The organism is Microcoleus sp. D3_18a_C4, assembly GCF_036702415.1.
GTDB lineage: Bacteria > Cyanobacteriota > Cyanobacteriia > Cyanobacteriales > Microcoleaceae > Microcoleus.
On record NZ_JAUBTI010000082.1, the window covers coordinates 1 to 19,176 of the forward strand.

The 19,176-nt window shown below is 45.3% G+C and carries 22 protein-coding genes and 1 pseudogene; 8 read left to right on the plus strand and 15 right to left on the minus strand.

The window, feature by feature from the left end:
- Positions 1-60: 60 nt before the first annotated feature.
- Positions 61-264: a hypothetical protein gene (locus tag QUB16_RS25505; protein WP_333320464.1), complete on the minus strand. Its 204-nt coding sequence runs from the start codon at positions 262-264 to the stop codon at positions 61-63.
- 481 nt (positions 265-745) lie between these two features.
- Here QUB16_RS25505 and QUB16_RS25510 point away from each other — a divergent pair, with 481 nt between their 5' ends.
- Complete coding sequence (locus QUB16_RS25510; protein WP_333146169.1) at positions 746-847, plus strand: AraC family transcriptional regulator; 102 nt, start codon at positions 746-748, stop codon at positions 845-847.
- 121 nt (positions 848-968) lie between these two features.
- Here the strand turns inward: QUB16_RS25510 and QUB16_RS25515 are convergent, their stop codons facing one another.
- The 5 genes from QUB16_RS25515 to QUB16_RS25535 all read right to left on the minus strand — a co-directional run bounded on the left by QUB16_RS25515 (position 969) and on the right by QUB16_RS25535 (position 3,745).
- Complete coding sequence (locus tag QUB16_RS25515) at positions 969-1,232, minus strand: nucleotidyltransferase family protein (protein WP_333146171.1); 264 nt, start codon at positions 1,230-1,232, stop codon at positions 969-971.
- A 56-nt stretch (positions 1,233-1,288) separates the two neighbouring features.
- Positions 1,289-1,672, minus strand: a complete 384-nt coding sequence (locus QUB16_RS25520; protein ID WP_333146121.1) for a hypothetical protein — start codon at positions 1,670-1,672, stop codon at positions 1,289-1,291.
- Between the two features lie 105 nt (positions 1,673-1,777).
- Positions 1,778-2,311 (minus strand): hypothetical protein, encoded by a 534-nt coding sequence (locus tag QUB16_RS25525; protein ID WP_333146123.1) that lies wholly within the window; start codon positions 2,309-2,311, stop codon positions 1,778-1,780.
- A gap of 4 nt (positions 2,312-2,315) precedes the next feature.
- Positions 2,316-2,987: a hypothetical protein gene (locus QUB16_RS25530; protein WP_333320466.1), complete on the minus strand. Its 672-nt coding sequence runs from the start codon at positions 2,985-2,987 to the stop codon at positions 2,316-2,318.
- 41 nt (positions 2,988-3,028) lie between these two features.
- Positions 3,029-3,745: a hypothetical protein gene (locus QUB16_RS25535; protein WP_333146127.1), complete on the minus strand. Its 717-nt coding sequence runs from the start codon at positions 3,743-3,745 to the stop codon at positions 3,029-3,031.
- 191 nt (positions 3,746-3,936) lie between these two features.
- On the opposite strand from QUB16_RS25535, the pseudogene QUB16_RS25540 reads away from it, so the two are divergent.
- Positions 3,937-4,095: pseudogene (locus QUB16_RS25540) on the plus strand (ATP-binding cassette domain-containing protein); the annotation flags it as partial.
- Positions 4,096-4,151: 56 nt separating this feature from the next.
- On the opposite strand, the gene QUB16_RS25545 reads toward QUB16_RS25540, so the two are convergent.
- The 3 genes from QUB16_RS25545 to QUB16_RS25555 all read right to left on the minus strand — a co-directional run bounded on the left by QUB16_RS25545 (position 4,152) and on the right by QUB16_RS25555 (position 5,029).
- Entirely contained in the window at positions 4,152-4,415 is a 264-nt protein-coding gene (locus QUB16_RS25545) for a type II toxin-antitoxin system RelE/ParE family toxin (protein WP_333314892.1), read from the minus strand.
- Entirely contained in the window at positions 4,408-4,662 is a 255-nt protein-coding gene (locus tag QUB16_RS25550) for a hypothetical protein (RefSeq protein WP_333237553.1), read from the minus strand. Before QUB16_RS25550 ends, QUB16_RS25545 begins: the two co-directional genes overlap by 8 nt.
- Positions 4,663-4,801: 139 nt before the next feature.
- Positions 4,802-5,029, minus strand: coding sequence for a DUF433 domain-containing protein (locus QUB16_RS25555; RefSeq protein WP_333054627.1), 228 nt, complete (start codon positions 5,027-5,029; stop codon positions 4,802-4,804).
- A 266-nt stretch (positions 5,030-5,295) separates the two neighbouring features.
- Between QUB16_RS25555 and QUB16_RS25560 the strand changes: the two genes are divergently transcribed.
- The 5 genes from QUB16_RS25560 to QUB16_RS25580 all read left to right on the plus strand — a co-directional run bounded on the left by QUB16_RS25560 (position 5,296) and on the right by QUB16_RS25580 (position 11,568).
- Positions 5,296-7,218 carry an ABC-F family ATP-binding cassette domain-containing protein gene (locus tag QUB16_RS25560; RefSeq protein WP_333320469.1) on the plus strand — a complete coding sequence of 641 codons (1,923 nt, stop codon included), beginning with the start codon at positions 5,296-5,298 and terminating at the stop codon, positions 7,216-7,218.
- Positions 7,219-7,296: 78 nt separating this feature from the next.
- Positions 7,297-8,415, plus strand: coding sequence for an AAA family ATPase (locus QUB16_RS25565; RefSeq protein WP_333320471.1), 1,119 nt, complete (start codon positions 7,297-7,299; stop codon positions 8,413-8,415).
- Between the two features lie 157 nt (positions 8,416-8,572).
- Positions 8,573-8,959 carry a hypothetical protein gene (locus QUB16_RS25570; protein ID WP_333320473.1) on the plus strand — a complete coding sequence of 129 codons (387 nt, stop codon included), beginning with the start codon at positions 8,573-8,575 and terminating at the stop codon, positions 8,957-8,959.
- Positions 8,960-9,416: 457 nt separating this feature from the next.
- Complete coding sequence (locus QUB16_RS25575) at positions 9,417-10,658, plus strand: hypothetical protein (protein WP_333320475.1); 1,242 nt, start codon at positions 9,417-9,419, stop codon at positions 10,656-10,658.
- 334 nt (positions 10,659-10,992) lie between these two features.
- Positions 10,993-11,568: a TIGR04376 family protein gene (locus QUB16_RS25580; protein ID WP_333109128.1), complete on the plus strand. Its 576-nt coding sequence runs from the start codon at positions 10,993-10,995 to the stop codon at positions 11,566-11,568.
- 219 nt (positions 11,569-11,787) lie between these two features.
- On the opposite strand, the gene QUB16_RS25585 is transcribed toward QUB16_RS25580, so the two are convergent.
- From QUB16_RS25585 to QUB16_RS25595, 3 genes are read right to left on the minus strand one after another with little or no spacing between them, the layout of a single operon-like run.
- On the minus strand, positions 11,788-12,405 hold the full coding sequence (locus QUB16_RS25585; protein WP_333320477.1) for a pirin-like C-terminal cupin domain-containing protein: 618 nt from the start codon (positions 12,403-12,405) through the stop codon (positions 11,788-11,790).
- Positions 12,362-12,586, minus strand: coding sequence for a pirin family protein (locus QUB16_RS25590; protein ID WP_333320479.1), 225 nt, complete (start codon positions 12,584-12,586; stop codon positions 12,362-12,364). The genes QUB16_RS25585 and QUB16_RS25590 overlap by 44 nt, the downstream gene beginning before the upstream one ends.
- Positions 12,583-13,914 (minus strand): transposase, encoded by a 1,332-nt coding sequence (locus QUB16_RS25595; protein ID WP_333320481.1) that lies wholly within the window; start codon positions 13,912-13,914, stop codon positions 12,583-12,585. Before QUB16_RS25595 ends, QUB16_RS25590 begins: the two co-directional genes overlap by 4 nt.
- Positions 13,915-13,993: 79 nt before the next feature.
- On the opposite strand from QUB16_RS25595, the gene tnpA reads away from it, so the two are divergent.
- Positions 13,994-14,401: an IS200/IS605 family transposase gene (tnpA, locus tag QUB16_RS25600; RefSeq protein ID WP_333148224.1), complete on the plus strand. Its 408-nt coding sequence runs from the start codon at positions 13,994-13,996 to the stop codon at positions 14,399-14,401.
- 781 nt (positions 14,402-15,182) lie between these two features.
- Here tnpA and QUB16_RS25605 read toward each other — a convergent pair.
- The 3 genes from QUB16_RS25605 to cbiD form a co-directional block, all read right to left on the minus strand.
- Positions 15,183-15,398: a hypothetical protein gene (locus tag QUB16_RS25605; RefSeq protein ID WP_333054638.1), complete on the minus strand. Its 216-nt coding sequence runs from the start codon at positions 15,396-15,398 to the stop codon at positions 15,183-15,185.
- 361 nt (positions 15,399-15,759) lie between these two features.
- Entirely contained in the window at positions 15,760-17,373 is a 1,614-nt protein-coding gene (gene guaA / locus QUB16_RS25610; protein ID WP_445251167.1) for a glutamine-hydrolyzing GMP synthase, read from the minus strand.
- Positions 17,374-17,705: 332 nt separating this feature from the next.
- On the minus strand, positions 17,706-18,869 hold the full coding sequence (cbiD, locus tag QUB16_RS25615; RefSeq protein ID WP_333320483.1) for a cobalt-precorrin-5B (C(1))-methyltransferase CbiD: 1,164 nt from the start codon (positions 18,867-18,869) through the stop codon (positions 17,706-17,708).
- Positions 18,870-19,176: the final 307 nt, after the last annotated feature.

Below are 19,176 nucleotides of genomic sequence, written 5' to 3' on the forward strand. Positions count from 1 at the left end.
CCTTATTCTCTCCCGGCGCGGTGGCTCTAGTTCTTCTTTTGCCACCGTTCTCATCTTTATTTAGTCTAAACGACAGTGAATTAGTTCTTTGACTTTACCAATTAGGCTGTCGCCGCTAATCTTAAATTCTTCCACTCTGACTTTTTCCTCTGTGGCAAATTCTGAGGCAAATACATGAGTTTCAACTGTTGGGTTGGCTGAATTCCCTGCCGCTGCTGTTTCGTCTTGTAGAATTGTTACTTGTTGTTCTAGTTGTGAGTTCATTTTGTGTAAGGGCGGGTGAAAACCAGCCGTTTAATTTCTATACTCTTATCTTCGGCGATCGCACTTGGGAATGACAGGCAAGGAAACCCTACAATCTGCATTCGTACTTTCCACCCCCGCCTTTTTACTCAAAAGATTATTTTTGTGGCGTTAGATCGGGGCGGATTTATCTCTTCCTAAAGGTAGAGAAGATCTTATTGAAACTGCCCGTCTCTAGATACAAGTAAGGTGCCTATGCCAGCCATTTCAAGGTGGCTGCTGTCTGTTGCATCTTTAAGTTGGACACCAAGCGAAGTAAAGTCAGGGAAAATTATTAAAATTAAAACTTTATATTTCTACAATGACTTCAAAAGTGATTGCTATCTAGGCACAATCAAGCTAGGGCTTGCAATGCCAGTTCTCAAAAGCACCCCAGAGATAGCGATCTCACTGGCGAAGTACAATAAAATCAGAAACGCAAACTGAGTAAATCAACGAACATCTGAATCAAGATATTAAGCTTGCAGGTTTAGCTCAATTGCTGGGCATGAGTCAATTTCATTTCAGCCATCTGTTGAAGCAGTTGATAGGCACATCTCCCTAACAATATTCGATCGCGCAACGGGTAAAACGGCAGAAGCAGTTGTTGAAATAAAAAGAGCGATCGATTAAGGAAGCGCGATCGCAGCTATTTGACATAAATAGTTTGAGCAGTAGAGAGAATTTCAAAGGCGGCGAATCCAGTTGGAACTGCGATCGATCGCCCGTTTACTGATTAGATCGACTCGTCTACTTAGCACTGCTTCGAGTTCTTCCTGCATTTGGGCGCGATCGAGTAAACTCCAGTCGGCCGTGGGGGCAAAAGCCACTAGGATATCGATGTCGCTGTCTGCATGAAAGTCGTCACGAAGGATCGAACCAAAGAGCGAGAGTTCGATGATTTGCCACTGTTGGCAGAATTTGGTGATTTGGTCAATTGGTAGGGCGATCGGTTTTCATTCAGCCTCTTTACTTATTGACTAAATATTTTGCTTGAGAATCTTCGTCAAGCAGCATTCGTCGGCTCAAGTTGGACTTTTTTTGCTTCCAATCGATAGCGTTCCTCGTCTGCTTCTAATTTTAGGAGTTCCTGATGATTCTGACAGTAATGAATCGCCTCATAGATAGCAGACAGGGGTAAATCCCAATTTTTGGCAGCTTGTTCGGGTGACATCCCATTGGCAGTCATGTCTCGCCAAATAGTCGATGCCAGTAATTTACGTCCCTTAATGTAAAGTTGTTTGCGCCAAGGATGAGGACGTGCAATTAAATATTGCCAATTCTCGATTTCTGGTGTACTTTGCAGGGATTGAACGATCGCACTTAGCAGGGCAAGGCGATCGCTGACTGATAGTTGGCTGGCTTTTTCTTTAAGCTCTTGCAAGGACATAAAAAAATACTCCAACAAAGGTTGGTATCTAAATTATAGTACATTGGAAGGCGTGGACGATCCAGATTGACATAAACCTTTTGAGCATCAGGATAGAGAAGAACTTCATACATACGATTTGCACAGTTCAGATTCATATTGCTCTCGGTCAAACTTAAATGGTCCTAGACTATATTGCCAATCACGATGAAACTGACCAAAATCTGCCCACTCAACAGTAGATTCATTAAGTGCGATCCTAACCTGCATAAACCAGCACTGAATCACCCCACAAGTGCAACCTAAAACAATCGCTTTCCCAGCCTGTGGATCGTTAGATTGCAACTCAAATCCACAATGCCAAGGCTCGTCGAGCAAGTTTCGTGAGGGCAGCAGAATCCTAGAAGGTGGTAAGTATAAGTAATCTCCCGGTGGAAAATCTGATTCATCAATAGTCTCTCCTGCCGATCGCCGCTCCTGAATCTCTGCTCTAACAAGTGGTTCTTCAACTTGGCGCACTAATTCTATTAGCGGTTGATGGTTGATATGAATCTCAGCTACATCAAGTTTATTGCCTAATGTCCAAGGCAAAGATGTTCGATTAATTCGCACTTCAAAGCGATCGTAATTTGGCATTTTAATATTATCGATATCGCTCATGTTATTAAGGTTGATATCTAGACATATCAAGATACTGTGCAAAGTAAGTTTCTATTTTTTGAGGCTTTAGCTCATTTATTAATAGTGAATTTTCATGAATTAATCCAAACATTTTAGATGTTAAAATTGCGATATATAAACCATCTTCATCTAACTCTCTAACTACATAAATTATTTCCTCTGACTGAGCGTGTGCTAATAAGTTGTTTGCTGCTAGCAAAGTTTTCGCTGTGACAAAATTCCACTTGTCAATAGTACGTGTAGCAAATGAATTTACTGCTGAGGGACAAATAAGGTAGTCAACTTCATTAAGCCTTAAAAAGGAATCACCATTATCTGCTTCAAACTCATCAATGTCATTGACGATCGCACCAGCTCTTTCTAAAATAGGTTTGAGTTCCTCAAGTGCATAGGCGTAAACACATTCGGATAAGTCTTCTCTGCTAAGGAAGCAAAGACTGTATTGAGGATGCGGAGCGTCTAACCACAATAAGCCTTCGTTGATATATACTCCATCGCTTTCTGTCACCGTATCTAAAGAATCGTATTGGTATTTTCCATCGAACACCCAAGGTGAGGATGTTTGGATTGAAAGCCTCTCCAATATTTCGATCGTTTCCGATTCTTCATATCGATAGAATCCTAGCTGTTTAAGCTGACTCAGTAATTCTTCCATGACTTGCTGTAAATGAATCGGTTTAATATCAAAACAGGAAATTAAATACCGTAAGTTTGAGCGGGAAGAACATAACGAATAACTGCCCCTTCATTCTCAATTTTTATAGCAGATTGCCACAACATTTCTTCAGACCATAAAGGTTCATGGTAGTACAGAGTCTCTAAGGACAAGCAAGACAGATTCTCGTCGAGTATTTCTTCTGACGATAAAGGTTCGCGGTAAGATAAATCGTTAGGAATATCTCCCGACCAAGGAGGCGGCGGCTCGCCTCTAATGTCTCTATAGTCCTGATTGGTGAATTGTTTTTCTCTCCATTTCACTGCTCGATCGCAGTACAAATCTGTTGCGCCGAGAAACTCGCCTTTTTGGGCAAAAATTTCGATAAACCTAGCATTGTTTTCCCAACCATCATCACACAACCCTACAACAAACAAAAAAAATGTGTCTTGTTCAGCAATCGGAATTTTTACGAGAGATAATTCACTAAGAGTCCACTGGGAATACCAGAAGTGACGGTCGAAAGCATCAGTAACAGTTTGAGGGATATTCTGCTGTATTCTCTCAATTTCTATACAATCGAAACCTGAAGAAACAGATATTGCTAACAATTTAAGACGGGCAATTTTTTGATAGATTGGGCAAACGTCAGGGCATTTATTGTGGACTACTGTCTCGTATAAAGAAGTCTCAGCGTTCGCTTCGCAAAACAGCTCGTAAAAATGCCTAACTGCTAGTTTTCTTTCATCTAAATTCATCACTGGAAACCTGAGATGATAATTGAATCGGAATAGAAAATATAAAACAACAATCGCTCAACATTTAGCTCTAACTTAGAGTTAGATCGAAGATGCGGTACAAGACGCAATACGATTCCGAAATAATGCAATTAATACACGCAACACCATGCTACACTAAAGTGAAGTTAGGTAAATGACTTTCTATACTGATGACTATTTTTACTCTGCGATCGATCAAAAAAGACTTCGGCATCAAGGAACTCTTGACAGATGCCAGCTTCAGCCTGGATGAAGGCGATAAAGTCGGACTCATCGGCACAAACGGTTCCGGGAAATCAACGCTGCTGACAATGATTGCGGGTATGGAGTCGATGGTTTACTGATTAAATTGATCGCTCTTGTTGCTGGGCTGACTAACTCGCCCTCACGGTTCATAGACTTGACTGCGATGAGCGATCGCCACAACAAATACCTGCACCACTTCATCGTCGATCGAGTAAATCACTCTGTAGTCCCCGATTCGGTAGCGATAGTACCCTGCATAATCTCCTTTGAGGGCTTTAATGTTAGGGTGCAACTGAGGAGTTTGTTCTAACTGCTCCAAACATCGGGCAATTTTCTTCGCTAGGGCTGTGTCAGCATTGACATAAACCTTTTGAGCATCAGGATGGAGAAGAACTTCATACATCGGAGCGAAGACTTCTCCAGGTTGTGTAATCAGTTTTAGGAGTTGCTTGATTTTGCTTAACTCGCTCTAGCAATCCAGAAATTTCCAAAAGTTCTTGAGTTGCAGCTTCGCTTTCAGCATTTGCTAAGTAAGCCGCAAAATCAGCAAGCACCTGTAATCGTTCTGGTGATAGTTGCTTGAGTAAGTCATTAAGCTGGCGGTGTAACTCTGCGGGTGATATCAAATCTGCTGAGGATCGATCGTTCATTTGGGAATTATCCGTGCTTTTTTCCTCATTTTACCGCCTAGGTTTTTTGTTTGTCAATCTCCTCGTCATACCCAATTTAGTGTTTTGTATGAAATAATGTAAAAAAGCGGTTTATTCAGTTGTAATAGTAGTTAACTCACTAGCGATTAGGTAGCTCAATGATGCGATCGTCCAGGTAAGAGGATACAAAAATTAGAGCTTGTCGGATATCTTCATCCTCTAGTTCTGGAAACTCTTGATGTAGTTCTTCTCGATCGGGATAAGTTGCTAGCAGCTCGATCGCCCGACGAACAGTAAGCCGAAGATCGCGAATACATGGTTGCCCGTTCATCCGCTTTGGATTGCTTGTAATACGATCTATTTTCATTTTGGCCCTCGCCACCTCAAGATTAGTTTGGATGAAACCATATCAAGTGTCCCAGTTAAACTGAAAATCACACCTTTTTGATAGTCCTACTTCTGATATCATAGAAAAACAAAGCGTCTCGTGTGAAATCTATTTGGAACATTCACTTTTTTAGTCTAGATTGTTCCTATAATTGTATTGCAGATGCGTTACAATATATGATATAACTTAAAATACCGCAATTCGCTTATCGATGTCAAAAGTTAGGTAAATAATTTTATATACTCATGACTATTTTTACTCTACGATCGATCAAAAAAGACTTCGGCATCAAGGAACTCTTGACAGATGCCAGTTTCAGCCTCGATGAAGGCGATAAAGTCGGACTCATCGGCACAAACGGTTCCGGCAAATCAACCCTGCTGAAAATGATTGCGGGTATGGAGTCGATCGACTCTGGCGATCGCTGGGTCAATCCAGGGTCTACAATTGTCTATCTCCCCCAACAGCCGGATTTAGACGAAAATCACACTGTCTTAGAGCAAGTATTTGCTGACAGTGGCGAACAAATGGCTTTAGTGCGCGAATACGAGGAAATTTCCGATCAATTGTCCCACGGCAAAGGCGATACAGACAAGTTGATGGCGCGTCTGTCTGCAGTGTCTGAACGCATTGATGAGGTGGATGCGTGGGACTTGGAAACCAAGGCGAAATTGATTTTGACCAAGTTGGGGATTGAGGATTTTGATGCGAAAATTGCCGATTTGTCCGGCGGCTACCGCAAGCGAATTGCCTTAGCAACGGCTTTGTTGTCCGAGCCCGATGTGTTGCTGATGGATGAACCGACAAACCACTTGGATGCGCTGTCTGTGGAGTGGTTGCAGAACTATTTGAACGGCTATCGCGGTGCTTTGCTACTGATTACGCACGATCGCTATTTTCTCGATCGCGTTACCAATCGCATCCTGGAGATCGATCGCGGCGACCTTTACAATTATGCTGGCAATTACGCTTATTACTTGGAGAAAAAAGCCTTAGCTGAAGAATCCGCCGCCAGCAGTGTTCGCAAACACGCGGGTGTATTGCGGCGCGAATTGGAATGGCTCAAACGAGGGCCGAAGGCGCGGAGTACCAAGCAAAAAGCTCGGATCGATCGCATTAAAGATATGCGAGCCCAGGAGTTCAAAACAGCCAACGGCAAAGTCGAAATTGCCACAGCCGGCCGCCGGATTGGTAAGAAGGTGATTGAGTTACTGAATATCTCTAAGGCCTATGGCGATCGCACTTTAATTAAAGATTTTACCTACAATTTCACTCCAGAAGACCGGATAGGAATTATTGGCTGCAACGGTGCGGGAAAATCGACGCTGATGGATATCATCACCGGACGCATTCAGCCGGATTCGGGTACTGTCGAAATTGGCACAACCATTCATATCGGTTATTTTGACCAGCATTCAGAGGATTTGACGCCGAACGAAGACCAGCGAGTTATTGAATACTTGAAAAGTGTAGCCGAGTTGGTGCAAACGGCGGATGGGGAAATCATTACTGCTTCTCAAATGTTGGAAAAGTTTCTGTTTCCACCCAACCAACAGTATGCACCGATTAACAAACTTTCGGGCGGGGAAAAGCGCCGGTTATTTCTGTTGAAAGTCCTGATGAGTGCGCCGAATGTGCTGATTTTGGATGAACCGACAAACGACCTGGACGTGCAGACTTTGGCGGTTTTGGAGGATTATCTCGAAGATTTTAACGGCTGCGTGATTGTGGTGTCCCACGATCGCTATTTTCTCGATCGCACGATCGACATGGTTTTCGCCTTGGAGCCTGGGGGCAATTTGCGCTTGTATCCCGGCAATTATTCGGTGTATTTAGACTACAAGAAAGCCGAAGAAGCAAAGGAAATCAAAGGGCAAAAAGAAAAAGAAAAACTTACACGCACGGCTGAATCTAACAATTCAAAATCCACAAATTCCAATCAAAAAACTACCAAGGTTTCCTTCAATGAGAAGCGGGAATACGAACAATTAGAAAGTCAAATTCCGCAGATGGAAGCTGAGAAACAAGAGATTGAAAAGAGGTTGTCTAACAATGCTCCCAGCGGGTTTGCCGAGGTGAAGAAGTTATCGGATCGTTTGGCTCAGTTGACGCAGCAGATCGATCGGGCGACTGAGCGCTGGTTGGAATTAGCTGAACGGGTGGGTTAATTTAGGGTTGTCCGAGTCTTGTGTTTAGCTCCTGTTAACAATGACAGGAGCTAGAGGAATTATGAGTGAAAAAATCCCATGCTGAAACGAATATATATTGACAATTTTCGCTGTTTGGTAAATTTTGAACTAGATTTTGATGCCATTAATCTATTTCTGGGTTCTAACGGATCGGGTAAATCAACAGTTTTTGAAGTCTTGCAGAAAATCCAAGCATTAGTCAGCGGTGAGAGTAAGGTAGAAGGAATTTTCAGACCTGCGGACTTCACCCGCTGGCAAACCTTACAAATTCAGCGTTTCGAGCTAGAAATTCTCGGTAATGACGGCTGCTACACATATCAATTACAAATCGATGAGTATGGAGATAAATGTCGTGTTAGGTACGAGAGTCTGCTCTTTGATAACCAGCCTTTACTACAATTTGAATTCGGCGAAGTTCAACTCTATCGAGATGATTATTCACCGGGCCCGAAATACCAGTTTGACTGGTCGCAATCTATTCTGCCTTCATTAATGCCAAGAAACGACAACACGAAGTTAACTTGGTTTAGAGAACGGATGGCGCGATTTATCATCGTGCAAGTTGTTCCCAGCTTGATGGTTGATGAAAGTAGCCAAGAACAAATGCGTTTGAGTCCTAAGATGGAAAATTTTGTTTCTTGGTATCGCTACTTATCTGAAGACCAAGGTAAAGTTGCTGAGATTGGAAATATTTTAAGAGATGTGTTGGATGGATTCAACAATTTTAAGTTTGAGCGAGTAAGCGAAGATAATGTGGTGTTAAAACTGCGGTTTTCAAGACAAACAGATAACAGCAAGCCAATTGAATATCGTCTCAGAGAATTGTCGGACGGACAAAAAACATTAGTTGCTTTATACGCGCTGATTTACGGTACTAAATCTGAAGATTATACCTTGTGGATTGATGAACCGGAAAACTTTTTAGCCTTGCCAGAAATTCAACCCTGGCTGATTGAGCTTTATGACCTTTGTAGCGAGGGAAAACTTCAAACATTACTAATTTCTCACCATCCTGAGTTAATTAACTATCTTTTAGCTTCACCGATTGGCTATTGGTTTGAGCGTCAAAGCAATGCTGCTGTTCGACTCAAACGAATTAGCAAGGAAGTAGCGGACAATTCGGGATTGCCAGTTTCTGAACTGATTGCACGGGGATGGTTGAATGAGTCAGCGTAGAGTTCAGATTGTCATTCTCTGCGAGGACAGACAACAGGAGGTTTTTGCGCGTTATTTCCTAAAAAGGAGAGGTTTTACAGGTAGATTTCGGGCTAATATTTGTCCGAAAGGTAGCCAATCTGGAGAACAGTATGTACGCAGTTAGTATCCGGAGGAAGTGAAAGCTTATCGCCAGAATAAAAACCGGGTGGCGATTGGATTAGTTGTGTTAATTGATGCAGATACGGGTACGCTGGAAGCCAGACTTAATGAGTTAGCTAGTGTCCTTAATCAAGATAAGCAGAAAAATAGGGAACCGAATGAAGCGATCGCGATTTTTGTTCCCAAGCGCAATATTGAGACTTGGATACACTACTTGCAGGGAGAAACTGTGAATGAAGAGGATGCTTATGCAAAATTTGAGAATAATGAGGCTGTTTGCAAAACCGCTGTTGAGGATTTAGCCGATCGATGTTATTCTCAGAGCTTACCAGAAGATGCGCCGCGATCGCTTCAGGCAGCTTGTGGGGAATTACAGCGGTTGTTACCACTGTTGCAGCCATGAGTTATGAGAAAATCTGCAACCTGTTACTACTGTCAAGCAAGCTGATCGAAAGCAGCCAGGGTACCAGCCCCCGGATTCATTCGTGGGGTCGCTTTCTTCAATTCTAAAATCTAAAATCTAAAATCTAAAATCTAAAATCGATTGAGCCTCAAGTAAAGCTGTGTGTCAAAAACTGCGAAGCCCCGGAGGGTGGGGTTGACAAAAGCAGTAGAATATGCACTAAAAGTCAGGGTAAGCAAATAAGACTGGCAGCAGAAAACAGGGGCGAAAAGGCCCAAAACAGGTAAAACAAAAGTCGATCGGGCAAAGTAAGTTGGCCGAGGACTAAAAATATGGTGATGAGTGAGATACAATTGACCTGTTCTGAGCCAAGAATTGGTCAACATCACAAGTATCCTGTAGAAGTCTGAAGTTGAGAATCTCAGGGTTGTCGAGGAGCGGGAGCAAACAGAAAACTATGCCTCAAAAAGTAATCGCCAAACAGATGTCTTTGGAATCAGCGTCAGAGCCGATCGCCGTGGTTGCGACCGTCGAAACAGTGCCAGCCGAAGCAGTGGCAGTAGAGTCCTACGCCGATCGGTTGATGGACGAACTGTTTGAAGGAGTCGATCGAGCATTCGACGGCAGTGGCGGACTGCCATCCGAGCCCGTGCAGCCAGAATTCGTGGCGCTCAAGTCGATCTCGGTACCTCAAATAGTTTTGTCGCAGTTGGCACCCCCCCAGCCGCAGCGGGACGAAAAAGACGTAGAAGCGATCGCCCGCCAAGTCGCCCTAGAAACAGCCAAAAAACAGCAGTCCAAACAATCATTCGACAGAATCCTGCTGGGAGCAGCATGTGGGTCGCTGCTGCTAGTCATGGGGTTATGGCTCGCAAGCAGGTCGGGACTCGTGCGCTTGCCCGCCGCCCCTGCACCAGAGACGCCGGTAGCAAGTGGCAAAACAGCACCCGACACCCCGTTTGTCGAATACGTGCAGCGCTCCCTAGAAGCGATCGAACAAAAAAAAGCACCCCAGGCTAACCCGCAACTTGCAGCAGTTCCCGCAGCCCCCACCCCAGGGACGCTGCCGAGCATTTCAATTTCCGGCGCGCCGCCGGCAACCGCAGGTCTTTCGACAGCAGTCAACCGCATCGCTGATGCCCTAGAACAAGCCGGCGCACAGCCGGGAGCACCAGCACCCCAAATCGTAGTCATCCCTCCCCCCGCTCAGGTGACTGTGGCTCCGCCTGCTCAGGTGGCTGCTGCTCCGGCTGCTCCGGCTGCTCCGGCTGCTCCTCAAACCGGCGCAGTTTCCCCCTCGCCTGCTGCTCCAGCATCCGGTCGTGCGATCGCCGCCGCAGGCAGTCGAGATCCCGTCGCCGCTTCCCCTTCCCCCTCGGAGTCTCCCCAGCCAAAGATTTTGGCTCGCGAAACCGAACCGGCACCAGCGCCCCCAGCAGCCCAGCAATCTGCGCCCGCGCCGGAGCAATCCGCACCTGCCGCCAGCAGCGCCCCGACTTCCGCGCACACGCTGGTAGGGATTTTGGAGTTGGGCGATCGATCGGCTGCTTTGTTTGAAGTAGACGGCGTAGCCCGCAGAATTTATGTCGGCGAAAGCATCGGCGCTAGCGGTTGGACGCTGGCAGAAATCAAAAATCAAGAAGCAGTTATCCGCAAGGGAGGAGATGTGCGATCGGTTTTTGTCGGCCAAAAGTTCTAATCAGTCATCAGTTATGAGTCATTAGTCATCAGTCATTAGTTATGAGTTAGGTCATCGGTAATCAGTAACGGGCAGCGATCGGGCTGTATATGACGAGCAGTGAAAACAGTTATAATATAGGAACCGCCAAGACGTTCTTAATTGCTGAAACCATTGCTCTTATTGCTTCTTCCTTCTATCCGTTAAATCGCTTCCCAATTCGTTGCCGAACTTTCTTCTGCTATAACTAACAACTCAGGATCTATAATTGAGATCCAGTGACTAAGAACCAATGACTAATAACTAATGACCAATGACTAATGACTCATAACTGATGACTGAGGAATTATAAAAAATGGGCTTATTTGATGATTTCAGCCGCTTTCTAGAAACCCGATTAGAAGAATTTTTGCGTAGCAATCCCCATCTGGAATTGCAGGCAATAGAAGAACAACTGAAGGAACAAGAAGAAGACACTCTGCGGCTGATTCTCGATATCCAAAAACAAGAGAAAAAACTGCAAGCCGAAATTCTCTCCGCCGCTCAAGAAATTCAGCGCTGGAACGATCGCATCAACAAAGCTAAAGCTGCTCAAAGGCTCGATTTAGCTCAAGCCGCCCAAGAGCGACAAGCAGCTTTGCTGCGTCAGGGAAATCAGCGCTGGGGTCAAATGCAAGGCTGCAAAGAACGGATTGAAAAAGCCAAAGAACTGTACCGCCAAATTCAAGTACGGCGAAAAGAAGTCCGAGCAAAAGCGGCAGAAGCGGCAGCTCGCCCTACCACTAAAACAGAGCCAAATTGGGATACAAAGGGTTGGAATCAGAGTTCAAATTATAACAGTTTTAATGCGGCCGATCCTTTAGAAGAAAAGTTTCAACGCTGGGAAGCAGACGAAGAACTCGATCGCATGAAGCGCAATATAGGCCGATAGTTACGAAAGCATCCCAATCCTTTAGGGACTGGTTCACCGGGAACTCGGATTCCTAATGCAACTATTGGTCAACCCTCCCGACTCTCAGGTATTGCGATCGATCGCTCAGACTTGATCTAATTACCATCCTAAACTTGTAGGGACAATTAATCAATCAACCCTACAATATTCTCACCTAATTAATTGGCGTTTTTTTTATTTAAATATCGCTGTGGTTATTCACAACGGTTGCTCTGCTTGAGAAGGTGGCTCTTCTGGCAGCGGAATAAACTCTGTCTCTTGAGGAACCTGAGCAAACCGTCCCTCTCTCCAATCCAGTTTGGCTTGCTCAATGCGCGAGTGCCGACTCGAAACAAAATTCCACCACTTATGTCGCTCGCCAACAGGTTCACCGCCAATCACAATACAACGAGCATTGGCTGAAGCAGAAATGTTTACTTCCGTGCCTGAATTTAGAACCGCTAACCGATGTTGTTGTAAAGGCACTCCATCAATAACAAGCCCCTCTGTTACGCTGTAAACCGCCTGTTCGCTGTAATCGCCCGGTAAGGTAAATTCTCTTCCAGCAGTTAGTTGCACGTCCAGATAAATCATGGGTGAAAATATTTGAACTGGGGAAGTGCGATCGTATGCCTCACCCGCAATCAGGGTGAACGAAACTCCTGCGTCCTCCCAAACAGGCAGTTCAGTTGCCGGATGATGCCGAAACCAGGGGTCGGTTTCTTCGTATTCATGGGGAAGGGCTATCCAAGTTTGAATGCCATGCAGGATGGCTTCTTTGCTGCGATCGTCGTCAGGCGTGCGTTCGGAGTGGACAATGCCTCGCCCTGCCGTCATCCAGTTCACCGCACGCCTGACGGATTTCTTGAACACTGCCGACACTATCACGATGCAGCAAAACGCCTTCAAACAGGTAGGTGACGGTTGCTAAGTTTATGTGCGGATGCGGCCTGACATCCACGCCCCGGCCGGGTGGAAAAACCGCAGGGCCCAGATGGTCAAAAAAGTTGACACTCAAGCGGGCTGAAGCCGCTGAGATTCTGCGGACAGAGCAGCTTTAGGTAACACCCAAAGTTTTACTCTCGCTACGGTGGTCAAACACCGTCTACACAGTCGGTCAAGTTTTACACCTAACTTACTGGCTACTTTTCTTAGAATGTTGGCAGCCCCATTTAGATCTGCATTGATTACAGTTCCATCAGCAGAGCGATACAAACCACGTTTAATTCGTTTTCCCGATGCTTTCCACCCAGGCAGTTTTTCGCCGTATCTGGGTAGGGAGTCTCCATCAAGAAAACTACTTTTAGACGTATACGCTTCTTCTGTTTCAGTAAACTTAATGCCGTGTAAATTGCACAATTGGCTTAGTCGGTCTTTCAGCTTTCCTAACGGCATCTGAACAAATTTTTGATTGTTCAGCTTACCCATATCGGCATTAGACTTAAAACCTTGGTTCCATCCAATTACTAAATTGCCGATACCGTGTTTCAAGCAATGTTCAACAATTAACTTCGCAGCCTTATTAATGCCATCGCGCATCTGGTGATTGCGCTTGCGGGTTACACGGTCTAGCCAGTTATCCCAGTAACCCGTGGGCTTTCCTTCCTTTCTAGTTGCTACTTTTTTGTTCCAAAGCTGATTCATCGCTTTCATAACGCGAGCATCAATTAAAAAGGAATTTCCCCGCGTGTCCACGCAAGCCGCTAAGTTGTCAGCAGTTCCCAAGTCGATTGATAGCGCTTGGCTATAATCTAAAGCGTGCTGCTGACATTCTACTTCGTAAGACAACTCCAAATAGAAAGCGCCATTCTTCGGGAGAATCGTAAACTCTTTAACCTTTGAGCAGTCAACATTTGACGGCATGGGCAAAAATACTTCAGAAATCCCAAACCAGCGCCGTACTGTTAAACCCAGAGAAAATCTCAACTGGTCGCCGACAAGCACTGGCTTTAATCCACCAGAATTCGGGTAGGCAACTTTAAACAATTTAGAACCTGTTAAATAGCTCGGAGGCTTGGGTCTAAAATGTAGTTGACCCTTGTTATACAAAGCTTTTAGCTCTTTGAAACTTTTGAACGCTTCTGTTGCCGACATTAAAGTTTGCTGCATGGGTGTCGAAGGTAACGACTTAGCAACCATCGACTTTGCAATTGACGGTTCAAAAGATAAATCAAACTTCCCCGTCAGCAACCTTCCAGTCTTAAAAAATGTCTGGCGAGCAAAATAAACAGCACTATTGTACAGCTTACCAGATTGCCGACAAAGGTAATTTAGCACTGCCTCAACTTCTTTGGTGGGAGACAGCAATACTTGCTGTACTCCCATTGTTTTCTTAGGCTTAGCCACCTCTTTTTCCGGCAAATTAGTTGATTTATTCAGTTTAGGTGGATATAGTGGACAAGTCAAGCTATAACAACAAAACTTTATGTTGCCTCTCCCGGAGTACAAAACCCACAACCACGTCAAGTTCTTACTTAATTACCACTTTGTCTTCATACCCAAGCGTCGCAAGAAAGTTTTAGTTGGAGATATAGCAACTAGGCTGCGAGAGCTGTTTTTAGCACTCTCGACTGAGAAAGGTTGGGATATTCTAGCTTTAGAAGTGGCACCAGATCATGTACATTTATTCGTTGCAGTCAATCCGATGGATACTCCTGCGCTAGTCGTTAAGGCATTCAAAGGACGTTCTAGCCATCATTTAAGGGCTGAGTTTCCACAACTAAAAAAGCTGCCGTCCTTATGGACGAGCAGCTATTTTGTTAGCACCGCAGGTAATATTAGTAGTGAAGTTGTGAAAAAATACATAGAAGATCCGCACCATTCGGCTAATTAAGAAAGGAAGAACACGGGGACTGAAGTCCCCCGTGTCGCTTCCCACGAGCGGGCTAAAGCCGCTGAGTTTCCCGCATCCCGTAAAAATTTTTATGAGATGCCGGATGGTATCCGTCATAATGTTTATGAAATTGCGAACGTTAATCGCCTGTGTCAAAAGTGCATTATACAAAAAGCTATTTCTAGAGAGTTGTATCAGTGACTGGTTTAAACTTTCCCAAGGGAAAGCTATTGTAGAGTGTCGAGTTCTCAACCAGCTTTCTGCTTACCAAGATAATGGGGTCTAAAGCCCCTTCTTAATAGGACGGCTTTAATTGATTGGCGATTTTTGTTTTAATCCTTTAGTTGCGTTAGTATCTATTTTTTAAATTTCCTAGCATTCTATTTAAAGTAGAGTACAATGATACTTATACCACAGGTAGAATAACCGCCGATACACATGAGACACCAAGCTCAAACGACGGGTCGGAAAATAATAATGGTTAGTGGGTGGGGAAAACCACGAAAAACATAGCTAGGCTGACTATAGCTAGGCTGACTAACGTAAGCCAAAACCAGAAAAGTAAATTTTTGGAAGTTAAAACGTACCGAGCGGGCATCCGGTAACATGAGAAGTAATTCTCGAACGCTTGGGGAGATAAAACCCTCTGGGACTAACTAAATTAGGCTCGATATTTGGTTTTTTTTGAACGGATATTTGGTTTAAGTATTGCCGCAAGGATAGATAGTTTTAAGGTATGTCGCCAGAACCAAGAATCCCCACGCCTGATGGCTGGGGAATGTCAAGAGACGATGGAGAGTTCATCACTGACTTGAATCCTACCTTTGACCAGGGAGCGAATCAGACGATCGAGTGAGCCACGTTCTTCTTCACTGATGGACTCATCGAGGATGGCGGCCATCATGCCGTAGCGGTCAGCTTTGGTAACGCGGTGAGTATCGGTGACAGTGGCGATTAATTCGTTGATAGCGCCGGGGAGAAGATTAACTGGATACATGGGATTGTTTTGAACTCGACACCTTAATCATCTCGTGGTTTCGCCTAAGAGCAAGTGATGGTGCTGGTTTTTTTCCGTGATAATACTGAAAATATTGGGTGAACCAAGTCCGTGTTACAAGTGATCGAAGTCACAACATTGAAACCAATGCAGCGGTGGAACAATTAGAACCCACATTCTGCCCTTTGAGCCACTGTTGACTGGGAATTCCCTCAAAATTGACGCAAACCTCATGGCTTGGTCAAAAATACCTAAATGTGAGAGTCAAAGGGCGGAATGTGGAGAATCGCCCTTTTATCCAAAATCACAATAAGTAGACAGACAAAAAAATTAGTCCGCCTACTTAATCGCTAACTACAAATCACTCCCACTCGATCGTACCCGGCGGCTTAGAAGTAATATCGTAAACTACCCGGTTTACCCCCTTAACCTCATTCACAATCCGATTCGAGATCAGTTCCAACAAATCGTAAGGAACCCGCGCCCAGTCAGCCGTCATCCCGTCTTCACTCTTAATAAACCGCAGAACGATCGGGTAAGCATAAGTGCGCTGATCGCCCATCACGCCTACACTGCGAATCGGCAGCAAAACTGCAAAAGCTTGCCAAAGTTCACCGTACAATCCGTGCCGGTTAATTTCTTGGCGAACAATGAAGTCAGCATCCCGCAAAATATTTAGTCTCTCTGAGGTAACTTCTCCTATGATCCGAATCGCCAATCCCGGGCCAGGGAAAGGTTGCCGGTTCACGATTTCTTCGGGAAGCCCGATCGACCGGCCGACTTTTCGCACCTCATCCTTAAACAGTTTTCGCAGCGGTTCAATCAGCTTAAATCGCAAATCTTTCGGCAAACCGCCGACGTTGTGGTGGCTTTTAATTTTAACAGCCACTCGCTCGCCGCTTTTCGGGTCTGCATTAGTGTCAGCCGACTCAATCACATCAGGATAAAGAGTACCTTGGGCGAGGTAGTCAAAGGGGCCCAGACGCTTCGATTCTTCTTCAAATACGTTGATAAATTCGTGACCGATCCGCTTGCGTTTTACTTCAGGATCGGTAATCCCTTCAAGTTGAGCTAAAAAGCGTTCGCGAGCATTAACATACTCAACATCAATGTGGAATTGCTCTTTAAATAATTTTACCAACCGTTCTGGTTCATACTTCCGCATAAACCCTTGGTCGATAAACATACAGGTAAGTTGGTCGCCGATCGCCTTGTGCAGCAAGAAAGCCAAAGTTGAAGAATCTACACCGCCGGATAGAGCCAGCAAAACTCGTTTATCCCCCACTTGATCTCGAATTTCGCGAATCGATTCCTCCACAAAAGTAGCTGTCGTCCAAGTCGGTTCGCACTCGCAAATGTGGTAAACAAAATTGCGAATTAAAGCTATTCCCCCGATCGAGTGAACTACTTCTGGGTGAAACTGAACCCCGTACAAATTTTTCTCGTGGTGAGCAACAGCAGCAGACGGAGTATTGTGCGTGTGAGCGAGGATCTCAAAACCCGTCGGCAGTTCAGTACAGGAGTCTCCGTGGCTCATCCACATCGTGCTTCCCTCTTCGACATTTGTCAGCAAATCCGTAGGATCGTCAATAAATAGCGATGCCTTGCCGTATTCCGCTAATTTAGAGCGCTCAACCGTGCCTCCGAGCTGCTTTACCATCAACTGCATCCCGTAACACACTCCCAACACCGGTATTCCCAAATTCCAAATTTCTGGGTCGCAGTGGGGTGCTTTTTCATCGTATACAGAACTCGGGCCTCCTGAAAGAATAATTCCTTTAGGATTGATAGCTTTTAACTGTTCTGCAGTAGTCCGGTAAGAAATAACTTCTGAATATACTTGAGTTTCGCGAATTCGACGAGCAATCAGTTCGGAATATTGCGAACCGAAGTCGAGAATCACGATGATCTGGCGATCGATCTGCTGCATTAAAGAGTTTGTGAGAACGGATTCAGTTTCTATTTTAGTAGTCACGGTTATTGCGTAATTGCTAAGTGCTAATTGGGCAGAAAGTAGCGGACGTATCTGTCGCGCTCTCAGTACAATTCTAAGGAAGGCTAGGAACCCTTGGCCGCTAGGAATAAATCTTATTGATACTAGATTGCCGTCAGCGATGTTAGTCGATTAATCGGGTACAGGGCCATAGATTTACTTCGATCCTTACCCTAATTAATTGAATTCTTGCTTCAGAAATAACTTCCCGAAGCAACCTAGTATAATTAAGGTTTAGGGACAGAGAATTATTACTTGTTAAATATTATCCCTGACCGATGTTTTAAACAGAATTCAGGGATATTCACACTAGATTAACAAATTTGGGTCAAAAATGTATCTCCTATGTCACTTTTAACAATAATTTTGCGATCGCGCCCGAACATCACCGATCCCACGGGGATTCTTCGGTTGGTGTGAGTAAAAATGCAATCCGATGAGCGCAAGTCTATTTGTCGGGCGATGTCGCCGTAAATTCGATCGACCCAATTGCTCCCAGTTTGGGCGTCCAAAGCCCGCAGTTGCCCGAGAGCCTCTTCGGCTGTCGCTGCGGCAAAAATTGCGGAACACGCATCGGCAGGCATTCCAGCCTTAGCACAGTAAGCTGTGAGAATTTCCCTGCGCCCGTCAGCGAGGTGGTGGTGAGTGTGAAAAATTCCCGCCGCCAATTTCATCAGTTTCCCGTGATAGCCAAACAGCAAAATTGACTGCACGCCCTGATATCCGGCTTCTACCAGCAGCGGGCCGAGCCAGTTAGCGGTTTTGACGAGCCTATCAGGATTAATCCCCAGTTGTCGCGCCAAATCCAAGCCGTTTTCGCCGATGCAGAAAACCAAACAGTCAAACTGTTGGGCTTTTTGTTGCAGTTGTTCGCGGTAAACTTCCAATTGTCCGGGGGCACTCAGTGGTTGAGAAATGCCAGTTGTACCCAGCAGCGAAAGTCCTTCTACCACGCCGAAAGCTTCGTTAGAAGTGCGGGTGGCTAGTTGGCGCCCAGACGGCAGAATCAGGGTGACAGTAATTTTTTCGGACGGTGCGAGGTCTAGGCTCAGATTCGATCGCAGCAGCCGCATTGCGTAATCATAGATCGCCGCCCCTCCACCGACTGTGTGACGCCCTATACCTTCACCGCCGAGAATCACAATCTGCTCGGACTCTCCCCCATCCTCTCCCTCTCTCCCCCTCTCCCTCTCTCCCCCTTCCCAATTCCCCAATTCCACCATTGCCCAAACGGGGGTATTGCGAGTCAGATCGAGATTGTCCCCCGGATCGGAGCGAGTCACGCCCAAAGCGGTACCAGTCTTGAGTACAGACGCCTGTTCGATCGGAATTTCTGCCGTTATTTGCGGTTCCAGTAAATTTACTGATACGCTATCTAGAGACTGAATACCTGCGCGTAAGCACCGCAAAGCTGCAAGTGCAGCCGCACAGGCAAATACTGGCAACGTATACCCCGATAAAGGTTGAGTTTTAGTCACGATCAAATGCAGAAATCTGTAAATTTGCGGGCGATCGACCTCACGCCCTAGCAGTGATACCCCTCAAACATTTAAGTTTAATTCTAGGGTTTGCTATTATTATCAGTTAGCGTAAATTTTGTCAAGTGATAATTTTGTCCTGCCAGTTGCCGATCACAGCCACACTTTTGTTGAGGTGCGTTAGCGGAACTCTCCTAGAGGATCGCCAACAACCGACTCCGAAGGCTTACGGGCCGGTGCGGGCGCTTTTCACAATATTTAGCTAGCCGTAAAGGTTTGAGAGCCGAGTCGAGGATCTGGGGCGAAA

Excerpts from the sequence above, each read along its gene's own strand:
- QUB16_RS25525 (WP_333146123.1), bottom strand. The coding sequence starts at position 2,311 with ATGAGCGATATCGATAATATTAAAATGCCAAATTACGATCGCTTTGAA.
- QUB16_RS25575 (WP_333320475.1), top strand. The coding sequence starts at position 9,417 with ATGCCTCAAAAAGTAATCGCCAAACAGATGTCTTTGGAATCAGCGTCA.
- QUB16_RS25535 (WP_333146127.1), bottom strand. The coding sequence starts at position 3,745 with ATGAATTTAGATGAAAGAAAACTAGCAGTTAGGCATTTTTACGAGCTG.
- QUB16_RS25520 (WP_333146121.1), bottom strand. The coding sequence starts at position 1,672 with ATGTCCTTGCAAGAGCTTAAAGAAAAAGCCAGCCAACTATCAGTCAGC.
- QUB16_RS25585 (WP_333320477.1), bottom strand. The coding sequence starts at position 12,405 with ATGACGGCAGGGCGAGGCATTGTCCACTCCGAACGCACGCCTGACGAC.
- QUB16_RS25555 (WP_333054627.1), bottom strand. The coding sequence starts at position 5,029 with ATGAAAATAGATCGTATTACAAGCAATCCAAAGCGGATGAACGGGCAA.
- tnpA (WP_333148224.1), top strand. The coding sequence starts at position 13,994 with ATGTTGCCTCTCCCGGAGTACAAAACCCACAACCACGTCAAGTTCTTA.
- QUB16_RS25605 (WP_333054638.1), bottom strand. The coding sequence starts at position 15,398 with ATGTATCCAGTTAATCTTCTCCCCGGCGCTATCAACGAATTAATCGCC.
- QUB16_RS25580 (WP_333109128.1), top strand. The coding sequence starts at position 10,993 with ATGGGCTTATTTGATGATTTCAGCCGCTTTCTAGAAACCCGATTAGAA.
- QUB16_RS25545 (WP_333314892.1), bottom strand. The coding sequence starts at position 4,415 with ATGTATGAAGTTCTTCTCCATCCTGATGCTCAAAAGGTTTATGTCAAT.
- QUB16_RS25505 (WP_333320464.1), bottom strand. The coding sequence starts at position 264 with ATGAACTCACAACTAGAACAACAAGTAACAATTCTACAAGACGAAACA.
- QUB16_RS25560 (WP_333320469.1), top strand. The coding sequence starts at position 5,296 with ATGACTATTTTTACTCTACGATCGATCAAAAAAGACTTCGGCATCAAG.
- QUB16_RS25550 (WP_333237553.1), bottom strand. The coding sequence starts at position 4,662 with ATGAACGATCGATCCTCAGCAGATTTGATATCACCCGCAGAGTTACAC.
- QUB16_RS25530 (WP_333320466.1), bottom strand. The coding sequence starts at position 2,987 with ATGGAAGAATTACTGAGTCAGCTTAAACAGCTAGGATTCTATCGATAT.
- QUB16_RS25565 (WP_333320471.1), top strand. The coding sequence starts at position 7,297 with ATGCTGAAACGAATATATATTGACAATTTTCGCTGTTTGGTAAATTTT.